Origin of the sequence: Streptomyces nigra (assembly GCF_003074055.1) — a bacterium.
In the GTDB taxonomy this organism is placed as follows: Bacteria; Actinomycetota; Actinomycetes; order Streptomycetales; family Streptomycetaceae; genus Streptomyces; species Streptomyces nigra.
Window position 1 is genome coordinate 350869 of record NZ_CP029043.1, and the last position, 17766, is coordinate 368634.

20 protein-coding genes and 2 pseudogenes are annotated in these 17766 nt (G+C 69.5%); 9 read left to right on the forward strand and 13 right to left on the reverse strand.

All coding sequences use genetic code 11. From position 1 onward, the window contains the following. Positions 1-26: 26 nt before the first annotated feature. On the reverse strand, positions 27-836 hold the full coding sequence (locus DC008_RS01640; RefSeq protein ID WP_108705356.1) for a helix-turn-helix transcriptional regulator: 810 nt from the start codon (positions 834-836) through the stop codon (positions 27-29). Positions 837-921: 85 nt separating this feature from the next. Here DC008_RS01640 and DC008_RS01645 point away from each other — a divergent pair, with 85 nt between their 5' ends. Further along, positions 922-1635 (forward strand): SDR family oxidoreductase, encoded by a 714-nt coding sequence (locus DC008_RS01645; RefSeq protein WP_108705357.1) that lies wholly within the window; start codon positions 922-924, stop codon positions 1633-1635. Between the two features lie 33 nt (positions 1636-1668). Here the strand turns inward: DC008_RS01645 and DC008_RS01650 are convergent, their stop codons facing one another. Both DC008_RS01650 and DC008_RS01655 read right to left on the reverse strand, forming a co-directional pair. Continuing rightward, positions 1669-2037 (reverse strand): VOC family protein, encoded by a 369-nt coding sequence (locus DC008_RS01650; RefSeq protein ID WP_108705358.1) that lies wholly within the window; start codon positions 2035-2037, stop codon positions 1669-1671. 97 nt (positions 2038-2134) lie between these two features. After that, positions 2135-3001 (reverse strand): MBL fold metallo-hydrolase, encoded by an 867-nt coding sequence (locus DC008_RS01655; RefSeq protein WP_108705359.1) that lies wholly within the window; start codon positions 2999-3001, stop codon positions 2135-2137. A gap of 107 nt (positions 3002-3108) precedes the next feature. Between DC008_RS01655 and DC008_RS01660 the strand changes: the two genes are divergently transcribed. Further along, positions 3109-3699, forward strand: coding sequence for a TetR/AcrR family transcriptional regulator (locus DC008_RS01660; RefSeq protein ID WP_108705360.1), 591 nt, complete (start codon positions 3109-3111; stop codon positions 3697-3699). A gap of 198 nt (positions 3700-3897) precedes the next feature. Next, positions 3898-6186 (forward strand): alpha/beta fold hydrolase, encoded by a 2289-nt coding sequence (locus DC008_RS35830; protein ID WP_235071536.1) that lies wholly within the window; start codon positions 3898-3900, stop codon positions 6184-6186. Positions 6187-6329: 143 nt separating this feature from the next. On the opposite strand, the gene DC008_RS01675 is transcribed toward DC008_RS35830, so the two are convergent. Beyond that, positions 6330-6953, reverse strand: a complete 624-nt coding sequence (locus DC008_RS01675) for a hypothetical protein (RefSeq protein WP_108705361.1) — start codon at positions 6951-6953, stop codon at positions 6330-6332. A gap of 133 nt (positions 6954-7086) precedes the next feature. Between DC008_RS01675 and DC008_RS01680 the strand changes: the two genes are divergently transcribed. Beyond that, on the forward strand, positions 7087-7302 hold the full coding sequence (locus tag DC008_RS01680) for a transposase (RefSeq protein WP_164492245.1): 216 nt from the start codon (positions 7087-7089) through the stop codon (positions 7300-7302). A gap of 165 nt (positions 7303-7467) precedes the next feature. Here DC008_RS01680 and DC008_RS01685 read toward each other — a convergent pair whose 3' ends face one another. After that, complete coding sequence (locus DC008_RS01685) at positions 7468-8046, reverse strand: TetR/AcrR family transcriptional regulator (RefSeq protein ID WP_108705363.1); 579 nt, start codon at positions 8044-8046, stop codon at positions 7468-7470. A 71-nt stretch (positions 8047-8117) separates the two neighbouring features. On the opposite strand from DC008_RS01685, the gene DC008_RS01690 reads away from it, so the two are divergent. Continuing rightward, positions 8118-8996 (forward strand): SDR family oxidoreductase, encoded by an 879-nt coding sequence (locus tag DC008_RS01690; protein ID WP_108705364.1) that lies wholly within the window; start codon positions 8118-8120, stop codon positions 8994-8996. A 112-nt stretch (positions 8997-9108) separates the two neighbouring features. Then, positions 9109-9913, forward strand: a pseudogene (locus tag DC008_RS01695) (IS5 family transposase); the annotation flags it as partial. 108 nt (positions 9914-10021) lie between these two features. Here DC008_RS01695 and DC008_RS01700 read toward each other — a convergent pair. The 3 genes and pseudogenes from DC008_RS01700 to DC008_RS01710 all read right to left on the reverse strand — a co-directional run. Beyond that, on the reverse strand, positions 10022-10744 hold the full coding sequence (locus DC008_RS01700) for a class I SAM-dependent methyltransferase (RefSeq protein WP_108710516.1): 723 nt from the start codon (positions 10742-10744) through the stop codon (positions 10022-10024). A gap of 93 nt (positions 10745-10837) precedes the next feature. Next, positions 10838-11203, reverse strand: a complete 366-nt coding sequence (locus tag DC008_RS01705) for an iron chaperone (RefSeq protein ID WP_108705365.1) — start codon at positions 11201-11203, stop codon at positions 10838-10840. A gap of 91 nt (positions 11204-11294) precedes the next feature. After that, positions 11295-11594 (reverse strand): annotated as a pseudogene (locus tag DC008_RS01710) (ArsR/SmtB family transcription factor); the annotation flags it as partial. A 186-nt stretch (positions 11595-11780) separates the two neighbouring features. Here DC008_RS01710 and arsM point away from each other — a divergent pair. Continuing rightward, complete coding sequence (gene arsM, locus DC008_RS01715; protein WP_108705366.1) at positions 11781-12689, forward strand: arsenite methyltransferase; 909 nt, start codon at positions 11781-11783, stop codon at positions 12687-12689. 24 nt (positions 12690-12713) lie between these two features. On the opposite strand, the gene DC008_RS01720 is transcribed toward arsM, so the two are convergent. Next, the gene (locus DC008_RS01720) at positions 12714-13010 is read right to left on the reverse strand and encodes a hypothetical protein (RefSeq protein ID WP_108705367.1); all 297 of its coding nucleotides are present in this window, start codon (positions 13008-13010) and stop codon (positions 12714-12716) included. 422 nt (positions 13011-13432) lie between these two features. Between DC008_RS01720 and DC008_RS01725 the strand changes: the two genes are divergently transcribed. After that, complete coding sequence (locus DC008_RS01725; protein ID WP_235071541.1) at positions 13433-14020, forward strand: lamin tail domain-containing protein; 588 nt, start codon at positions 13433-13435, stop codon at positions 14018-14020. A 241-nt stretch (positions 14021-14261) separates the two neighbouring features. On the opposite strand, the gene DC008_RS01730 is transcribed toward DC008_RS01725, so the two are convergent. The 4 genes from DC008_RS01730 to DC008_RS01745 form a co-directional block, all read right to left on the reverse strand. Then, positions 14262-15053, reverse strand: a complete 792-nt coding sequence (locus tag DC008_RS01730) for a hypothetical protein (protein WP_208645795.1) — start codon at positions 15051-15053, stop codon at positions 14262-14264. 76 nt (positions 15054-15129) lie between these two features. Further along, on the reverse strand, positions 15130-15975 hold the full coding sequence (locus DC008_RS01735) for an MBL fold metallo-hydrolase (RefSeq protein ID WP_108705369.1): 846 nt from the start codon (positions 15973-15975) through the stop codon (positions 15130-15132). Between the two features lie 8 nt (positions 15976-15983). Beyond that, a complete protein-coding gene (locus tag DC008_RS01740) occupies positions 15984-16499 on the reverse strand; it encodes a winged helix-turn-helix transcriptional regulator (protein ID WP_208645796.1) in 516 nt (171 codons plus the stop codon). A 99-nt stretch (positions 16500-16598) separates the two neighbouring features. Beyond that, on the reverse strand, positions 16599-17321 hold the full coding sequence (locus tag DC008_RS01745; RefSeq protein WP_108705371.1) for a 2-phosphosulfolactate phosphatase: 723 nt from the start codon (positions 17319-17321) through the stop codon (positions 16599-16601). A gap of 16 nt (positions 17322-17337) precedes the next feature. Here DC008_RS01745 and DC008_RS35170 point away from each other — a divergent pair, with 16 nt between their 5' ends. Continuing rightward, on the forward strand, positions 17338-17580 hold the full coding sequence (locus DC008_RS35170) for a hypothetical protein (protein WP_123953983.1): 243 nt from the start codon (positions 17338-17340) through the stop codon (positions 17578-17580). Positions 17581-17766 lie beyond the last annotated feature (186 nt).

The window sequence follows — 17766 nt, forward strand, 5'->3', positions numbered from 1 at the left end:
GAGCCACCCCGCCGGCCGCGCTCAGATCACTGCCCCGCCAGTTCGCGCAGGGCGCGCGTGGTGGGCGACCCGGGATCGCCGGTGATGAGAACGACCTCCTGGTCGTCCTCGGGCACGAGCAGCACGTCGCAGTTCAGCCGGAGCGGACCGGCCTCGGGGTGTTCGAACGTCTTCGTGCGATGGCCGGGCGCGTGCACGGGACGCGTCCGCCAGATCCGCCGGAACTCCTCGCTCCCGGCGTGCAGTTCGGCGAGCAGGGCCGTCAGCTCCGGGTCGTCCGGGTAGCGGTCGGCGGCCCGGCGCAGCCGCGCCACGACGATGTGCCCGAACTCCTCGGCACCGGAGTCCGTGTACGCCGCGCCCTCCCCCAGGAAGCGGCGCCGGGCCAGATTGGCCGGCCGGCGTTCGAAGTCGCCGCCGAGCAGCGCCCGGGCCAGCGGGTTCCAGGCCACGACACCGTACGCCGCGTCGGTGACGACGGCCGCGGTGAGCGGCAGCCGGTCCAGCATCCGGGCCACGTGCGGCCGCACCCGTCGTACGGCGGTACGGGCGGGCGGTACGTCTGCCCCGGCCAGCCGGAACAGATGGCTGCGCTCGGCCGGGGTGAGACGCAGCGCACGGGCCAGCCCGTCGAGGATCCGGGGCGAGGGCCGTGGCCCCCGGGCCTGCTCCAGCCGTGTGTAGTAGTCGACGGACATATGGGCGAGCTCGGCCATCTCCTCGCGCCGCAGACCCGGCGTACGGCGGACGCCGCCCGTCGCCGTGAGCCCCACCTCGTGCGGGAGCAGTCCGGCCCGGCGGTCCCGCAGGAAGCGGGCGAGTTCCTGCCGCGCCATGCCACCTCCTGTGCGGTGCCCGGTACGGCGTGCCTGGTACAACCTGTCCCTGGCTGGGCACCCACCGCCAGGGCAGCGTGGTGTCATGAACGATCGCACAGCTCTGGTCACCGGTGCCAACAAGGGCATCGGCAAGCACATCGCCCGGCTCCTCGCGGCCGAGGGCTTCACCGTGTACGTCGGCTCCCGCGACCCGGAACGCGGACGGCGGGCCGTCGAGGAGATCGGTGCCGCCGCCCGACCTGTCGTCCTGGACGTGACGGACCCGGGCACCGTCGAAGGTGCCGCGTCCCGGATCGACCGCCTGGACGTCCTCGTCAACAACGCCGGCATCTCACCGTCGCTCGCCCCGCCCACCGACACCGGCGCCGAGGAGTTCCGGCGCACCTACGAGACCAACGTCTACGGCGTGGTGACGGTGACCAACGCCTTCCTGCCCGCCCTGCGCCGCTCCCCGCGCCCCCGGATCGTCAACGTCTCCAGCGGGACGGGGTCCCTGACGTGGAGCACGCACCCCAACCCGCAGTTCACGCCGGGCAACGGGGCCGGTGCCGCGTACCGCTCCTCGAAGGCGGCGCTGAACGCCCTCACCGTCTTCTACGCGCAGACGCTGGCCGAGGACGGCTTCAAGGTCAACGCGCTCGCCCCCGGCCTGCGGGCCACCGATCTCAACCCCAGGGCAGCGACGGGCGGCGACCCGGCCGAGGCCGCCCGGGGCGCCGTGCACCTGGCCCTGCTCCCGGCCGACGGCCCGACGGGCGGCTTCTTCTCCTGGGACGGGACACCTGTGCCCTGGTGAGTGTTCTCCGCCGGCTGCCCCCGCCCCGCCCGATCAGCCGACGCTGATACAGAAGGGGTGCCCGACAGGATCGGTGAGGACCCGGGCCCTGTCCCCGTGCGACTGATGATCGGGCCGGCCCGCCCCGAACTCCCGCAGCCGCGCCTCGACTTCGCCCAGGTCCTCGTCACCGATGCGGAAGCACAGGTGCAGTTGCTGCGGCTGATCCTGGCCCGGCCAGCTCGGCGCCTGATAGTCGTCCACCCGCTGGAAGCCGATGACGAGCCCGTGCTCCCCTTCGAGACCCGCGAAGTCGGCGTCGGATCTCGGGTGCAACTCCAGCCCGGTGGCCCGCTGGTAGAAGGCGGCCAGCGCCAGTGGGTCGGGGCAGTCGAGCGTGATCGCAGCCAACTGCAGGGGCATGAAACCTCCGAGGCCGCCCGAGAAGTGCCGGTGAACTCCCGTACGGGAGCTCGGGATCAGCCTAATTTGAGGGGGCCCGGGCGGCGGGGCCCGGGTGTCACTTCGACGGCTTGAGCGTCTTCGCCGCGCCCCAGAGCGAGCCGGGGTTGGCGCGATGCGGGTGGCGGGCCAGCATCGTGCGGTAGAACTCGACCGCGTCGGCCGTGCTCGCCAGGGTCTTCTCGATGTCGGCGAGGTAGTCGATCGACTGCTGGACGACGACCGGGTCGTCGTCGTGGTCGGGGTGCTTGTGACCGGCGACGACGTGGTCCGCACCGAGGCCCTGGACCCTGCGCAGCGCGGCCGCCCACTCGGCGCGCGAGGCGGCGTCGGTCTCGGCGAGGTACATGTGGGTGTTGTTGTAGACGACATCGCCGGCGACGACGAGCCCGGCGTCGGGAGCCCACAGCACGGTGCTGCCGGCCGTGTCGGTGTGACCGGTCTCGATCACCCTCAGCTCGTGCCCTTCCAGGAGGATGCGGTCGCCCTCCAGCTCGTCCGGGACGACCGCGTCCGGGATCCGCCCGGGGAAGAGCCGGCCCCAGAACCCCTCGATGTAGTCGTCCGCGGTCTGGAGACGCGCGCCGGCGACGGTCCCGGCCGTCGCGACGGCCCGCACTCCGGGGAACGCCGCGGCCAGCTGCCCGATGCCGAACAGATGGTCGCCGTGGCCGTGCGTGACGTAGATGTGCGTGAGGTTCCGTTCATGGCCCCTGATCCACTCGATCAGCTGCTCGTTCTGCTCGATCGTCGTGAACGTGTCGACGAGCACGGCATCGCGTTCACCCTGGATCAAAGTCGCCGAGTTCATCACCCAGCGCAGATCAGAGCCCTCGTCGCCGCTCTCCGGAAGGTCACGGACCACCCCCTCACGGCGCGCCAGCAGTGTGTCGTACGTCAGTTTCCTCACGGGTTCCGTCGTCATGGGGTCTCTCCGAATCGGTCCATCCAGCACAGGCGATATTAGATTCTATACAACATCTAATCGGTGGATACGATGGATGGCAACCGACATCTACCGGGAGGTACCCGATGGGCCGCGCCTCGAAGGCTCAGGCACAGGAGAACCGACAGCGGGTCGTGGAGACCGCCTCCCGGCTGTTCCGCGAACAGGGCACGCAGGTCAGCGTCGCCGACCTGATGAAGGCCGTCGGCCTCACCCACGGCGGCTTCTACAAGCAGTTCGCCTCCAAAGAGGCCCTCGTCGACGAGGCGACGGCCCACGCCTTCGAGGAGTTCACGCGGCAGTACTTGCCCGCGTCCGGCTCCGACTCTGCCCCCGACTCCGACTCCGGAGACACCGCCACTCAAGAAGGCCTCACCCAGGAGGAGTTGATAGACGTCTACCTCTCCGCCGAGCACCGGGACAACGCGGCGGACGGCTGCCCGCTCGCCGGGTTCGCCCCCGATCGGGCGCGCGCCACCGGCGACTCGGAGGCGCATCGCGTGTACGCGCAGGGCGCGCGCGACTTCGCCGAGGCGCTCGCGACCGAGGATCAGAACGGCCTCACCCGGCTGTCCACCCTGGTCGGCGCCCTCACCCTCGCCCGGGCCACCAAGGGCACACCCATCTCCGACGAGATCCTCGACGCCGCCCGCGCGGCACTGACGGAAAGCGACTGACCCAGGAGCCCTGAGCCCCGCCGCCCTGCCGGCCCGCCACACCCATACATGCACTCGCACACCCAGAATAGATTACCAGTGACATCTATCACGTGGACGTGCCCTCGCTCAGCGACACACAATGAGCCGGCCGCCCCACCGGCGCCCGCCGTACATAGTGGGCGCGCCAGGGCGAACCCCTAGCCCCTGGAGATTTCTGTGCGTACAGAGACGACGGCCGGCCTGCTGGCACCCGGCCCTCACGAAGTGGTCGTGGACGGCCTGACCCAGCGCTACCACGTCCACGGCTCGGGCCCGATCTGCCTGGCCGTGCCCGGCGGACCGGGTGTCGCCTGGGACTCCCTGCGGGCCCCGGACCTCGAGGCGTCGCTCACCATGGTGTACGTGGAACCGCTGGGCACCGGCGGCTCGCAGCATCTCGCGTCACACCCGCACGGCTACACCCGCGAGCGCTACACCCGAAGCCTGCTGGGCCTGCTCGACCGGCTGGCCCTCCCCCAGGTCTTCCTGCTCGGCCACTCGCACGGCGGCTTCGTCTCACAGCACTTCGCCCTGCACCACCCGGACCGGCTCCACGGTCTGGTCCTGTACGACAGCGCTCCGGTGACGGGCCCCGAGCACGGCGCCGAAGCCGCGGCCCGGGTGGGCGAGTTCGTCCAGCGCCACCAGGGACAGGCCGAACTTCCCGCGGCGCTCGCCGCCCTCCAGAATGTCGGCGCCTGCACGGACGACGAGACGATCACAGCGGCCCTTCGCGGCCTCGTGCCGCTCTACTTCGCACGCTACTGGGACCGCGAGGACGAGTTCCGCCACTTCCGCGAGACGCTCACATGCACGTATGTGTCCTCCCTGGACGAGAACGGAGAACCCGACCTCGTCGACGACCGGGCGCACCTCCCGGAGTTGACGGTGCCGACCCTGGTCGTGGTCGGCCGGCACGACATCATCTGCGGCCCACGGTGGGCACGGGAACTGCACGCCCTGATACCCGGGTCCCGACTGGTCGTCCTGGAGGACAGCGGGCATCTGGGCCACGTGGAGGAACCCGAGGCGTTCGCGAGCGCGGTACGCACGTTCGTGGCGTCGACGCAGACGGGCGAGGAGCTCCGCACTGTGGGCGCTGTCCCTGAGGACCTGCGGGACGTCGTCGGCCCCGTGCTGCTCCCCGGCATGGACGGCTATGCGGCCGAATGCGCCACCTTCAATCTGAACCATGCGTACCAGCCCGCCATTGTGGTGGCCGCGGCCTGCGAGGCCGACGTCCGCAAGGCGGTGCGGTTCGCCGCCGGACAGGGCATGCCGATCGCGGTGAAGTCCGCGGGGCACCAGTTCGCCGGGGCGGCGGCAGGCGCCCTGCTCATCACGACGGAGCGGATGAAGCGCATGTCGGTCGACCCCGAGGCGCGCGCCGTCCGGGCCGAGGCCGGGCTGCGTTGGAGCGAGGTGCTGCCGCACACCGCGCGTGCGGGTCTCACCCCGATCGCGGGTTCCGCTCCCGAGGTCGGGGTCGTCGGCTACACCCTGGGCGGTGGGCACAGCCCACTGCTCGGCCGGTCCCACGGATACGCGGCCGACCATGTGCGCCGTATGAACGTGGTGACAGCGGACGGGGAACTGCGCACGGTGACGCCGGACAACGAACCGGACCTGTTCTGGGCCCTGCTCGGCGGCAAGGGCAACTTCGGCGTGGTGACGGAGATCGAGTTCGATGTGTTCCGGGTGACCCGCTTCTACGGCGGCGGCCTCTACTTCTCCGGCGAGGATCTGGCGCCGGTGCTGGAGACCTGGCGGTCGTGGGTGCCCAAGGCGCCGGAGGAGATGACGTCGTCGCTGGCCGTCCAGCGGCTCCCGGACCTGCCGGCGTTGCCGCCGCCCCTGCGGGGAGCTTTCGTCGTGCACGTGCGGATCGGCTACCTGGGTTCGCAGGAGGACGCTGAGAGACTCATCGCCCCGCTGCGCGCCTCGGCTCCCGTCCTGCTGGACGCGGTCGGCGAGAAGCCCATCACCTCGCTCGGGGAGATCCACAGTGATCCGGTGGACCCGATGCCGTACGTCGAACGGAGCGTGGCCCTGCGGGAGTTCCCCCGGAAGGCGGCGGAGGTCTTGGTAGATCTCATCGGCCCCGGATCGGACAGCAGGCTGGCGCATTTCGAGATCCGCTCGCTCGGCGGTGCCCTGGACCGGGAGCCGCGCGTCGCCAACGCGGTGTCCGTACGAGGGATCCCGTTCGTGGTCGTCGGATTCGCGGTCGGAGGAGCTGAGCGGACGGACGAACTGCGGGAGCACCTGGCGGAGGTCGTGGACGGACTGGCGCCATGGGCCGCGGACAGGAGCATGGTGAACTTCCTCTCAGCGGACGAGGCCAGGGACGAGGAGGGTGTGCGGGCGGCATTCGGGCCGGAGCGCTACCGGAGACTGTCCGAGGTGAAGCGTCACTACGACCCCGCCAACCTCTTCCGCTTCCAGCACAACGTCCTCCCCGCCTGACGGCACCGGCACGAGGCGCACGACGACCTGGTCCCTTGCAGCAGACCCCGCCGCCTTCCGGTCCGCAGCGGGTGCGTTCCTCACCAGCCGTCCCGATCTGCACACCACACGGGACGGACATCGCCCCGTGCCGGCCGGACCCGTCAGTCGAAGGCCACGACCAGGCGGACGCCGTCGTCGCCGAAGCGTCCGGCCAACGCCTTCATCACGGCGAAGACGTGTGGCCAGTCGCTGTCCGGACCCAGCACGGTGCCCGCGGTCAGCGGTTCGTAGGCGCAGACCACATCGCCGTTGGTCCACTCGACACGTTGTGAGCCGCCGCCCGTCTCCACGGGTGGCGTGCCGACCACGGCGAGGACCTCCGACGGCCACTCATCGGAGACGAGTTGACGATGCTGCATCCACGAACGTGACGTCTCTTGCCAGGTCACGCGGCCGACGAAATGGCCGGGCCGGGTCGCGGGATCGATGGAGGCGAGTTCTCTCCAGCTGACCCAGCTCGCGCCGTCCATGTCGCCCCGCGCAACCCAGGAGGCCAGGCTCGAATGCATGGTGCTCGACACATCGACAGGGAGACCACGACCGGGCGCGACAGGCGCGAAGCCCGCGTAGTTGCGCACTCCGAAGAGCAGGCCGAAGGACGTGTAGTCGGTCTCGTCGTACAGCGGCCACAAGTCCATCGCGGTCACCCATGGCTCGCCCTCGTAGTACTCCGTGCCTGCGTGAGGATGACGAAACTCGACCCCGCCGTAGATGTCCGTGCCCATGGTCGTGCACCGTAATGGCCCTGGCGTGAGCGGTGCACGTCAGTTAGTGCTCCTAGCAAAATGACCGACTGCGCCTTGGAATGACAGCCTGTCAGTCGGTGTTGTGCTTGCATCTGGTGGATCGGGGTGGGGTGTGGGGCAGCGCAGGCCGTGGGAGGTCGAGGACGGGCTGTGGGAGCGGATCGCTCCGCTGTTGCCGGTGGTCGAACGCCGGCAGCGGCATCCGCGGCGCAGGCGGCTGGATGACCGGCGAGTGCTCAGCGGGATCCTGTTCGTGCTGTACACAGGAATCCCATGGAGGTTCCTGCCACGGGAACCCGGTCGTTCTCACGCCGTGCCGACCTGCTGACGGATCGTAGGCGGGGCCGGTCGTGGGCACAGCCGAACCGGGCATCCCGCTGGAGCGGGATCTGCCCGATGATCCACGCCATGGTCATCGGCCGCTGACCCGCACGAGTACCCAACTCGCCATTCACACCAGACCTGTGACCAGCAACTTCAGCTTGCACACCGCTCATTGAGGCGCGATTGCGGTTCGTATGACCATTTCGACAAGCTGATCGCCGGTAACATGCCACTTCTGGGTTTCCAGGAGACCGCCGTTCTCGAAGCTGATGATGCCGTGCACGCTGGTCAGCAACATCGCACCGACCGGCCGGGCGCGCTCTGGATCCGCCAGGGCGCCCGCGACGATCGAAAGGAACTGGTCGTGCGTGCGTGACACGGCAGCGATCGCTTCGCTGGATGCAGTCGATGGCGCGTCAAACATCAACGCATAGGCGTGTGGGTGCCGCCGACCGACGTCCATCAGGAGGGCCAGTGCGCGTGCCAGGCGCTCGGTCGGCGGCAGATGTTCCGCCGCAATGAGTGCATCGAGACCTTCGCCAACCTGACCCCAGCTCCTGGCTGCGACCGCGGCGAGCAGGTGCTCCTTGTCCGGAAAATGTCCGTACGGCGCACCGCGAGACACGTCTGCCCTGGTCCCCACGGCGCGCAGGGTCACCGCGCCGGGCCCGCCCTCGTCCAGCAGATCGGCGGCAGCTTCGACCAGCGCTCGCCGGGTGGCTGCGGCACTTTCCAATCGGCTGACCATGCCCCCAATGTTACGTGACGCTGTCACACGACTCGTTTGACAATGTCACATGAGCCGCTATCGTCATTCATATGACAACGTCACATGAGCACTCCGGGATGGTCCTGATTACTGGCGCGTCGACCGGCATGGGTGCCGCGACCGCCCGCGAGCTTGCCCGCCGCGGCTTTCATGTTCTGGCAGGCGTCCGGCGCCCATCCGACGCCGACACGCTGCGGAGCGCGGGACTGGAGCCGGTGTTCCTGGACATCACCAATCCCGAACAGATCGCCTCAGTTTCCAAACGTATCGCCGACGACCCGGCAGGGCGACCGCTTCGCGCAGTGATCAACAACGCCGGCATCGCCATCAACGCGCCGGTCGAGGTGCTGTCGATGGAGGAGTGGCAACAGCAATTCGACGTGAACTTCTTCGGGCACATCGCGGTGACCAAAGCCGTCCTGCCCGCACTGCACGCCAGCGGCGGCCGGGTGGTGAACATCAGCTCCATCGGAGGCCGGATCGCGATGCCGACCTACGGCGCCTACGCCGCTGCGAAGTTCGCCATGGAAGCGATGAGCGACTCCCTGCGGCGGGAGCTCGCACCTCACGGCGTGCAGGTCGTGGTCGTCGAGCCCGGCGGGGTAAAGACTGAGATGACCGGCCACGGCATCGAGCGGGCGAACGACACCATTGCCACGTTGTCGCCGACCCAGCGCAGCCGCTACGGCGAGCTGCTGCAGGCGATCATCAACCAGGCGACATCGTTCACCGACTCCGGACTGTCCGCCGAGGCCGCTGCCCTGGTCATCGCCAAGGCCGCGACCGCCCGGCGCCCGCGCACCCGGTACACCATCGGGCGCGACGCGGCCGTACTCACCCGCCTGTCACGGATCCTCTCCGACAAGATGCTCGACCGTATCCTTGCCGCCAACCTTCGCCCCCATTACCCCAAACCGCACAGCGCCTGATCAATTGCGCCAGCAGGGAGGGTGTATGAGGAATCAGACACTCCCGACTGCGCCTTGGAATGACAGCCTGTCAGTCGGTGTTGTGCTTGCATCTGGTGGATCGGGGTGGGGTGTGGGGCAGCGCAGGCCGTGGGAGGTCGAGGACGGGCTGTGGGAGCGGATCGCTCCGCTGTTGCCGGTGGTCGAACGCCGGCAGCGGCATCCGCGGCGCAGGCGGCTGGATGACCGGCGAGTGCTCAGCGGGATCCTGTTCGTGCTGTACACAGGAATCCCATGGGAGTTCCTGCCGCAGGAGCTGGGCTACGGATCGGGCAGTACGTGCTGGCGCAGGCTGCGGGACTGGCAGGAGGCCGGAGTGTGGCAGGCGCTGCACGAGCTGCTCCTGGCCGAGTTACGTGCGGCCGATCTGCTGGACTTCTCCCGGGCCGCGGTGGACGGCTCGCATCTGCGGGCGATGAAGGCGGAGCCAAGACGGGGCCGTCCCCGGTGGACCGGGGCAGGACGGGCAGCAAGCACCACGTAATCGTGGAGGCGCACGGCATCCCGCTCGCCGCCATTCTGACCGGCGGCAACCGCCACGACGTCACCCAGCTGATGCCCCTGGTCCACGCCGTGTCCCCGGTCCAGGGCAAGCGCGGGCGACCCCGCCGGCGGCCCCGGCGTGCTGTACGCCGACCGCGGCTACGACTACGACGTCTACCGCCGCGCCGTGCGTGAGGTGGGCATCCGCCCGGTCATCGCCTGCCGTGGGACCGGGCACCGGCTCCGACCTGGGCGTGCACCGCTGGGTCGTCGAAGCCGCCTTTGCGCTCCTGCACTGGTTCCGACGCCTGCGCATCCGCTGGGAGGTCCGCGACGACCTCCACGAAGCCTTCCTCAGCCTCGGCTGCAGCATCATCTGTCGGCGTCGCCTGAAGACCTCTTTTTGCTACGAGTCCTTAGTCGCAGGCGGAGGGCGGGCGCCCTTACGCCAACCACCTCCCGTCTCGCATGATGACTCGGCCGCGCAGTCGCCGACGCGCCTCTCAGCTGCTGTGAGGCAACGGAGATCCTTCGCCTCCCGCGAGCCTTGAGCGCACCCATGTCCCGTCGTCCGTCAGGTACCTGTCCACCGTCAGGCCCGCCTCCGCCAGAGCGTCGTCGAACTGGATCTTCGTCAGGGGGCGGGACAGGAACGTCTGGGTCCAGGTGGTGTCCGGGAACTCGTACTCCACGTGGACCGAGTTCGCCCCGTCACCTATCGGCTCCGCCGAGACGACTCGTACCGTGAAGCCGCTCGGGTCGATGCGCTCGCGGGGCAGATTCATGTGCCAGCCCTCGCCCTCGCGTTGGATCAGTACGCAGCCGCCCGGGGCCAGGTGGCGGACGCACGTGCGGAGCAGCGCCTGCCGTACTTCGACGTCGGCGGCGTGCACGAGGAACGAACCCAGCATCACCACGTCGAAGGACTCGCCGAGGTCCAACTCCTCGATCGGGCTGCATATCGTGCGCGCACCGCGAACGCGGTCCAGCATCTCCTGGGACTCGTCCACGGCCGTCACCGTGAACCCCCGTTCCAGGAGCGCGTGGGTCACGCGTCCCACTCCGGAACCCAGCTCCAGGATGCTCGCCCCCGGCGGCACGGCCGCGGCGACGATGTCCGGCTCGGTCCCGACCGGCAGTCGCGCGTACAGCTCGACCGCGCAGCCGTCCGGCGTGATCGCGCCCGGTCCGGTCCCTTGGTATCCCGCCCGCTTCGTCATCCCCATGTCCGTCATGCCCGTGCAACGGGTCGGCGCCGGGCCGCGGTTCCCCCACCCCGCCCGTTCCTCCGTTCGAGGGAAAGCGATGTGTCGCGCGGTTCAGCAGCTCTCGCCCGGGGAAGTTGCCACCGCCCTCAGCAGGTCCCGCACCAGGTCGAAGTCGATGTCGGCCGGTTTGCGGAACCGCAGGCAGCCTTTGCCCATGTCCTGCTCGCTCAGCCGGTCCGCGAAGGCTTCCCGGACGTCGCCGCGCATGAGGTAGAAGGACACGTACTGCTTCTGGCTCGCGAAGGCGATCTCGGGAGAGCCCTCCCGCTGATAGGTGGGCATGCCGTACGCCATCACCTCGTCGTAGCCCGTGAGCTCGGCCCGGCACAGCTGCCGCAGCCTGGTCAGGCCGGCCCTGCGCTCCTCGGGCAGCTCGGCCAGATACCCGTCGACGTCCGCCGCACCGCTCTGCACCATGGTGTGAGCCTAAGAGCTGCGAACAAGAGTGGAGCCCGGCTCGCGGACTCCACTTTTGTTCGGAGCTCTGAGCGACACCACCGGCGCGGACGGCGCTCGCCTCTCGCGGGGCGGTCAGGAACGCGGCGAGCCGGTCCAGGACGCCGGGCAGCACCCAGTAGTACACCCAGGTCCCACGCCGTTCGCAGTCGAGGAGGCCGGCCCGGCGCAGGAGCTTGAGGTGGTGGGAGATCGTCGGCTGGGGACAGGTCGAAGGCCGGTGTCAGCTCGCAGACACACACCTCGCCGCCCTCGCCCCGCGAGGCGATCATCGACACCAGACGCAGCCGGACCGGATCGCCCAGGGCTTTGAAGATCTTCGCCAGGTCGGCGGCCTGCACGCGGTGGACATAGGGGCGCAGCAGGCCACGGAATCCTGACCGATCACCTCAAGCTCTCGTTTCGCCGCACCTCCTATATTGACGTTTCTCAAAGCAGCGCGCAAGCTTGAATCAACGAACATCGATACAGGCCGGTCAGTCGGCGGCAGTGCAGCGCCCATGCCCCGATACATCACCACATCGCCTAGGAGCGAGTCATGAACGAGCAGTCCAGCGATCTGCGCGAAACCGTCCGCCGGCGGTACGCGGCGGCCGCCACCACCGTGGCCGAGGGAGCCGCCGCCTGTTGCGGGTCCGGACCGACCTCGGTCGAGGTCGACGAGAGCTTCGGTTCCGGCCTCTACGACGCCGACGAGCGCGCCGGCCTCCCCGCCGAGGCCGTCGCCGCCTCCCTCGGCTGCGGCAACCCCACCGCCGTAGCCGAGCTCCGCGAGGGCGACCGTGTCCTGGACCTCGGTTCCGGCGGCGGCATCGACGTCCTGCTCTCCGCCCGGCGGGTCGGCCCGACCGGCAAGGCGTACGGGCTGGACATGACCGAGGAGATGCTGGCCCTGGCGCTGGCGAACGCGGAGAAGGCCGGCGCCGGCAACGTCGAGTTCCTCAAGGGCACCATCGAGGCGATCCCGTTGCCGGCGAACACCATCGACGTGGTGATCTCCAACTGCGTGATCAACCTGTCCGTCGACAAGCCCGCCGTCTTCACCGAGATGTTCCGGGTGCTCAGGCCGGGCGGCCGTGTCGGGATCTCCGACGTCGTCGCCGACGACGCCCTCACCTCCGCCCAGCGTGCCGAGCGCGGCGACCACGTCGGGTGCATCGCCGGGGCCCTGTCCTTCGCGGAGTACCGGGCGGGCCTGGAGGCCGCCGGTTTCACCGACGTCGAGATCACTCCGACGCACGCCGTCGCCGACGGCATGCGCTCCGCCATCGTCCGAGCCACGAAGGCCGCCACGACGGCCACCGGTCCGGACGCGCCGGCCGCGCGCACGGCGGACGGCTCCTGCTGCGGAGTCAGCGCCTGCTGCACCCCGGCCGAGGAGGCGGTCGACCCGGCCGTCGGCGTCGACGAGGCGAAGTCGGCCGCCGGGTGCGGCTGCACGAGCTGACCACGCGCAGGGGTCGTCAGCGCCTCACGGCATGTCACCGGAGTGGTAGAGACGGCACGCCACCCCCGGACCCGCCCCTCGGATCTCCCCGGCGCGTACGTCGTAGAGGGCTCGCCCGCCCGGGAACCGGCCCAGTTCCGTGGGCAGGGCGACACCCCCCTCCATCTCGTCGGCGCGCCACCCGGTGATGTCCAGCAGCAGCCCGTCCAACGGCCCGCCTATGAGCGCCGCGTACGTCCGGTGCGGCAGTGGGCACGGATGGGGGTCGTCGTGGTCATGGCCGTAGACCCGGCCCCTCAGCAGTTGCTCATCGCCGTTCATGGCACCAGCCTCGCAGCCGCCACCGACAACGCCCGGTCCCCGCGACTGCCGAGCCGGCGAGAACCACGGACGCGCCGACTCCGCCACCGACTCCGGGCGAATTTGTTACTCACTTTCGGGTGAAGATCACCATGCGCGGCGACCGCACCATGCGTACCGGAATGCACGGCACCTGATCATCCAGGGAATTTCCCGCCAAGAACGCGTTTGCGTCACACAAGCCCTCATAGATGAGCATTGCAGTCGAGGGTCATAGAAATATCCACAAACGGTAACAACGCTCATGTCTTCACCACGCCTCCCCCACGGCGTGGACAAATTGCGTTCGCGGCCAACCGGTCGCCATCGCACACCGCACCGCTCCCCCGGGCAGCCACCCTGGCGCCCTGAGGGGCGGTGTCCGCACCACCAGGGAGAACCCTTTGTCCACCCCCACCCGCACCCCCGCCTACATCACCGTCCGCCGGCTCGCGGCGGCATCGGTCGCCACCGGCGCTCTCGTCTCGGCGATCACGCTGCCGGCCTCCGCCGCCGACCACTCCCGCCACCAGCGGGGGCAGGTGGAGATCACGGCGGTCCAGTACGACTCGCCCGGCCGTGACAACTACTCCAACCGTTCCCTGAACCGCGAGTGGGTGGAGATCACCAACACCACCCGTCGCAGCGTCAACCTCGACGGCTGGACGCTGAAGAACCGGGACGGCCAGACCTACACCTTCGACCACTACCGCCTCGCGGGCCGCGCCACCGTCCGCATCCACACGGGCATCGGCCGTGACACCCGCACCGACCTGTTCCAGGACCGCCGCTACTACGTCTGGGACAACCGCTCCGACACCGCGACCCTCCGCAACGACCACGGCCGGCGCATCGACACCGAGTCGTGGGGCCACCACCGGGACGGAGGCAAGCACCGCCACGGTGACAAGAACCGGCACGGCGACAAGCGCCACCACGGCCAGTACGACCGCGGCCAGTACGACCACGGCCGGCACCACTACAACCGCTGAACACCGCCGCGGTACGTGAGCTGAAGTCCCCCATCCACGCTGCGACGCGACACACCTGAGTGCACCCGGCCTCCCACGGCCGGGTGCACTCCTCTGTATGCGTCGCCCGCGAAGCTACAGCCGCCGGGACGAGTTCGCGGTGAGAGCTCGCGATGACCGCCGTCGATCCGCGCGGGCGAGGGGCGGCGGCCTTCTCCTCGGCGCCCCCGCCGAGCTGCGGGAGACGCCGACGATCGGGCTGTTACTTCAGGGTGACGGCGTCACCCTTCGAGACGACCCGCGCCGTGGTGGTCGTACCGGGGAAGAAGTAGCGCCAGCTGCCCGCCGCGGTCACGGTGACCTTGGTGCTCAGGTTGCCGGAGCCGTCCGTCTTCACCGTCTTCACGGTGCTGTAGTGCTCGGCGCCGGCCTTCCGGTACTGCAGCTTCACGGTCTGCCCGGTGAAACCGTGGTACTTGAGGTCCTCCCAGTTCGCACGGGACAGCTTGCCCTTGACCGTGAGGGAGGCGCCCTTGGCCACCGGCTCGGGCGTGGCGTCGGTGGTGAGCCTGGACGCCCGCTTCATCTTGAACTCGGCGATGTCGTCGGAGATCCAGTAGTCACCGTCGTTGGCCTTGACGGTGGCGTTGACCTGCCAGAGCCCGGCGATGGTGTTGATGTCGCCGGGCACGCTGTCCGGGAGCCACCCCGGGGCGACCGTCATGGTGGCCGTGCACACCGACGTGGTGGAGCTCTTCTTCTCGCACCGGGTGCCCGTCCAGTCGCTGAAACCCCAGCCCTTGGACTTGCTGAAGACGCTGACGCGGGTCAGGCCCTTCGCCCCCGAGTTGTCCCGGATCGTGATGGCGATCGGGTACGTGACCCGTGCCGTCGTACCGATGATGACGTTGTTGCCGTTGTTCACGACGGTCTTGGTGACCCGTACGTCCCCGCGGCCCTCGGCCTGCGCCGCGGTCGCGCACAACAGCGTCAACGCCGCCGCACCCGCCATGACACCGAGCCCTGCGGCCCGTCCGGCCGTTCTGCCTCGCATGATCCCTCCCCTGTGTCGGAGGGGTGAGGCTATACGGCCAACAGGGCCGTCCCCTCGAGAGGGTGGGGCTTTCCCGCTACGCGTACAGCGCGACGGCTCCGCCCCACAGCGCGCCGGGGTTCAGGCGGTCGGGGAAGCGTTCCAGCATGGCGTTGAAGAAGCTCAGCGCGTCGTCGTTGCGGTCGAGGAGTTCGTCGACGGTGTCGAGGTAGAGGCGGGTCTCGGCGAGGGCGCGGGTGGCGTCGTCGTCGAGGGCCTTGTTCTTGTGACCGGTGACGATCCGGCGCGGCCGGAGCCCTTCGACCGTGTCGATGGCCTTGCGCCAGGCGTCGCGGCCGCCGTTCTTGGACTCGGCCAGGTACTGGTGCACGCCGTTGTAGACGACGTCGCCCGCCACGACGAGGTCGAGATCGGGGACGTGCAGGACGCTGGTCTCGTCGGTGTCACTGTGACCGACCTCGACGATGACCAGTTCGTGGCCCTCGAGGGAGAACCGGTTGTCCGGCACGGTGACGGCGGTGACGGGCGCGTCGGGGATCTGCCCGGGGAACAGCCGGTCCCAGAACTGCGGACGGATGGAGACGTTGCGCCGCATCTCCTTGATCGTGCCCTCCGAGGCCACGACCTCGGCGCCGAAGCGTTCCGCCAGGATCCCGGCGGTGAACCAGTGATCACCGTGACCATGGGTCGCGAAGATGTGCGTCAGGTTCTTGCCGGTGGATTCGACCCAGTCCCCGACCGCCTCGGCCTGCTCCGAGGTCAGTGGCGGGTCGACGAGGACGGCGTCCCGCTCCCCGTGGACGAGGGTGATGGACAGGGGCGAGAACATCCTCCGGTCCCCGTTGGGGACGAGATCGGTGACGTTCTGCGCGATCGGGTCGGCGACGAAGACGTCGTAGGCGAGGGGGGTGCTGCTGGTCATGGCTGTTCCTAACTGGTGTGGCCGGCGCCGCGGGCTCGGCCGGCGGACCGGCCGGCAGCGGCGGCGAGGGCGGCGTGGTACGCCGGGCCCCGGATGATCGTGACGGCGCCCTGGTCGACCAACTCGCCCCGCTCGTCACGGAATTCGAGATGCACCGGGCGTTCGTCGGCGGCGGCGTAGACGACCCCTTGGCCCGTCTCCTGCGGCCGGTGGCGGTCGCCCCAGGCGCTGAGGGCGGCGAGCACCGGCAGCACATCGCGGCCGGCCTCCGTGAGGACGTACTCCTCACGGCTGCGCTCTCCCTCTTCCTGATACGTCACGCGCTCCATGAGGCCGGCGTCCACGAGATCGTTCAGACGCTGGCCGAGGGTGGCGTTCGGGATGCCGATGCGCTGGAACTCCGCGAACCGGGTGCGCCCGAGGAAGGCCTCGCGCAGCAGCAGAAGATTCCACTTCTGCCCCAGGACGGCGAGCGTGCGGGCGATCGAGCAGTGCCGGTTCGCGGGGAGTGACATGGCATCCATGACTCCAGAATACGCAGACTCTGGAAAATGAACACAGCATCTGGCATCAATTTTTGTATTCAGGGTCACATCTCGCGCACCCCCGGCTCCCGCCGCAGGTCAGAGGCGTGTCATCACCTGGACCGGGACCTCGTACGGCCGCAAGGTCATCCGCTCCCCGACCCCGTCCCAGCGCGCGATCATGGCGAACGGGAAGCGGTCCAGTTCCAGGCAGAGGGGGCCGTCGTCCGGGTGGACGCCCGCGCGGACGCCCGTCGCCAGCTCCTCGGCCGCGCGGGACTCGACGGCGCGACGGAGATACGGGGCCGCCTGCTCGGCCGCTCCGGCGTTCGTGCCCTCCGTGGCACGCAGGGCGATGTACTGGGCACACGCGAGGTCCTCCTCGGCCTTGCCGTCCTCCCCGGTGACCACGAACGTGACCGCGTCGTGAGCGGCGCGTGTGCTCAGGACCCGGGCCGTGGCCTCCGCCACCACGAAGGAGGCACAGAGCACCAGGGACGCGTCCTTCACTGCGAGGGCGCCGACCGTGCCGGCCGTGGTCTTCTGTACGACCGTTCTCCCGCTCAGGTCCATCGACCGCAGCATGCCGGGTGAGTTGACCGTGTCGAACCCCGGCGCCGGTGGGCCGTCCTTGATCGCCACCCAGTCCGGATGGCGTTCCTTGAGTGCCCGGGCCTCGTCCAGCGACTCGGCGAGGACGATCCTCTCCGCTCCCCGTGCGAACGCCCAGGCGGCCACCGTGAAGGCGCGCATGACGTCCACCACGACCGCCACGGAGGGGACTTCGGTCAGTTCGGAAATGCCGAGGAAACGGGTGTCCATTCCTTCATGGTCATGGATGAGCACGGTGCGTGGCCTGCCATTTACGGTCGCGGGAGCGGGTGAACGGCAGTCATCGGCCGTGTGCAAGCCTGACGGCCATGACTGCTGCCCTCACCGCCTGGCCGAGCTCGCGGCCGGCGGGTTCCCGTATCCCGATCACATCCCCGCCCGCCAGCTCATCGACGAGCTGGCGGTGGCGCTGGTATCGCGCGATCCCGGGGTCCGTGATGACGGGGCCTATACCGCGGCCGCCCATTGAGCGGTGTGCATCGTGAAGTCGCAGGTCACGGGTCTGGTGTGAATGTCGAGTTGGGTACTCCTGCCGGTCGGCGGCCGATGACCACGGCGTAGATCATCGGTCAGGTCCGGCTCCGCCGGGTTGCCGGGTTCGCCTGCGCCCACGACCAGCCCCCGCCTACGATCCGTCAGCAGGATCCGGCATCTC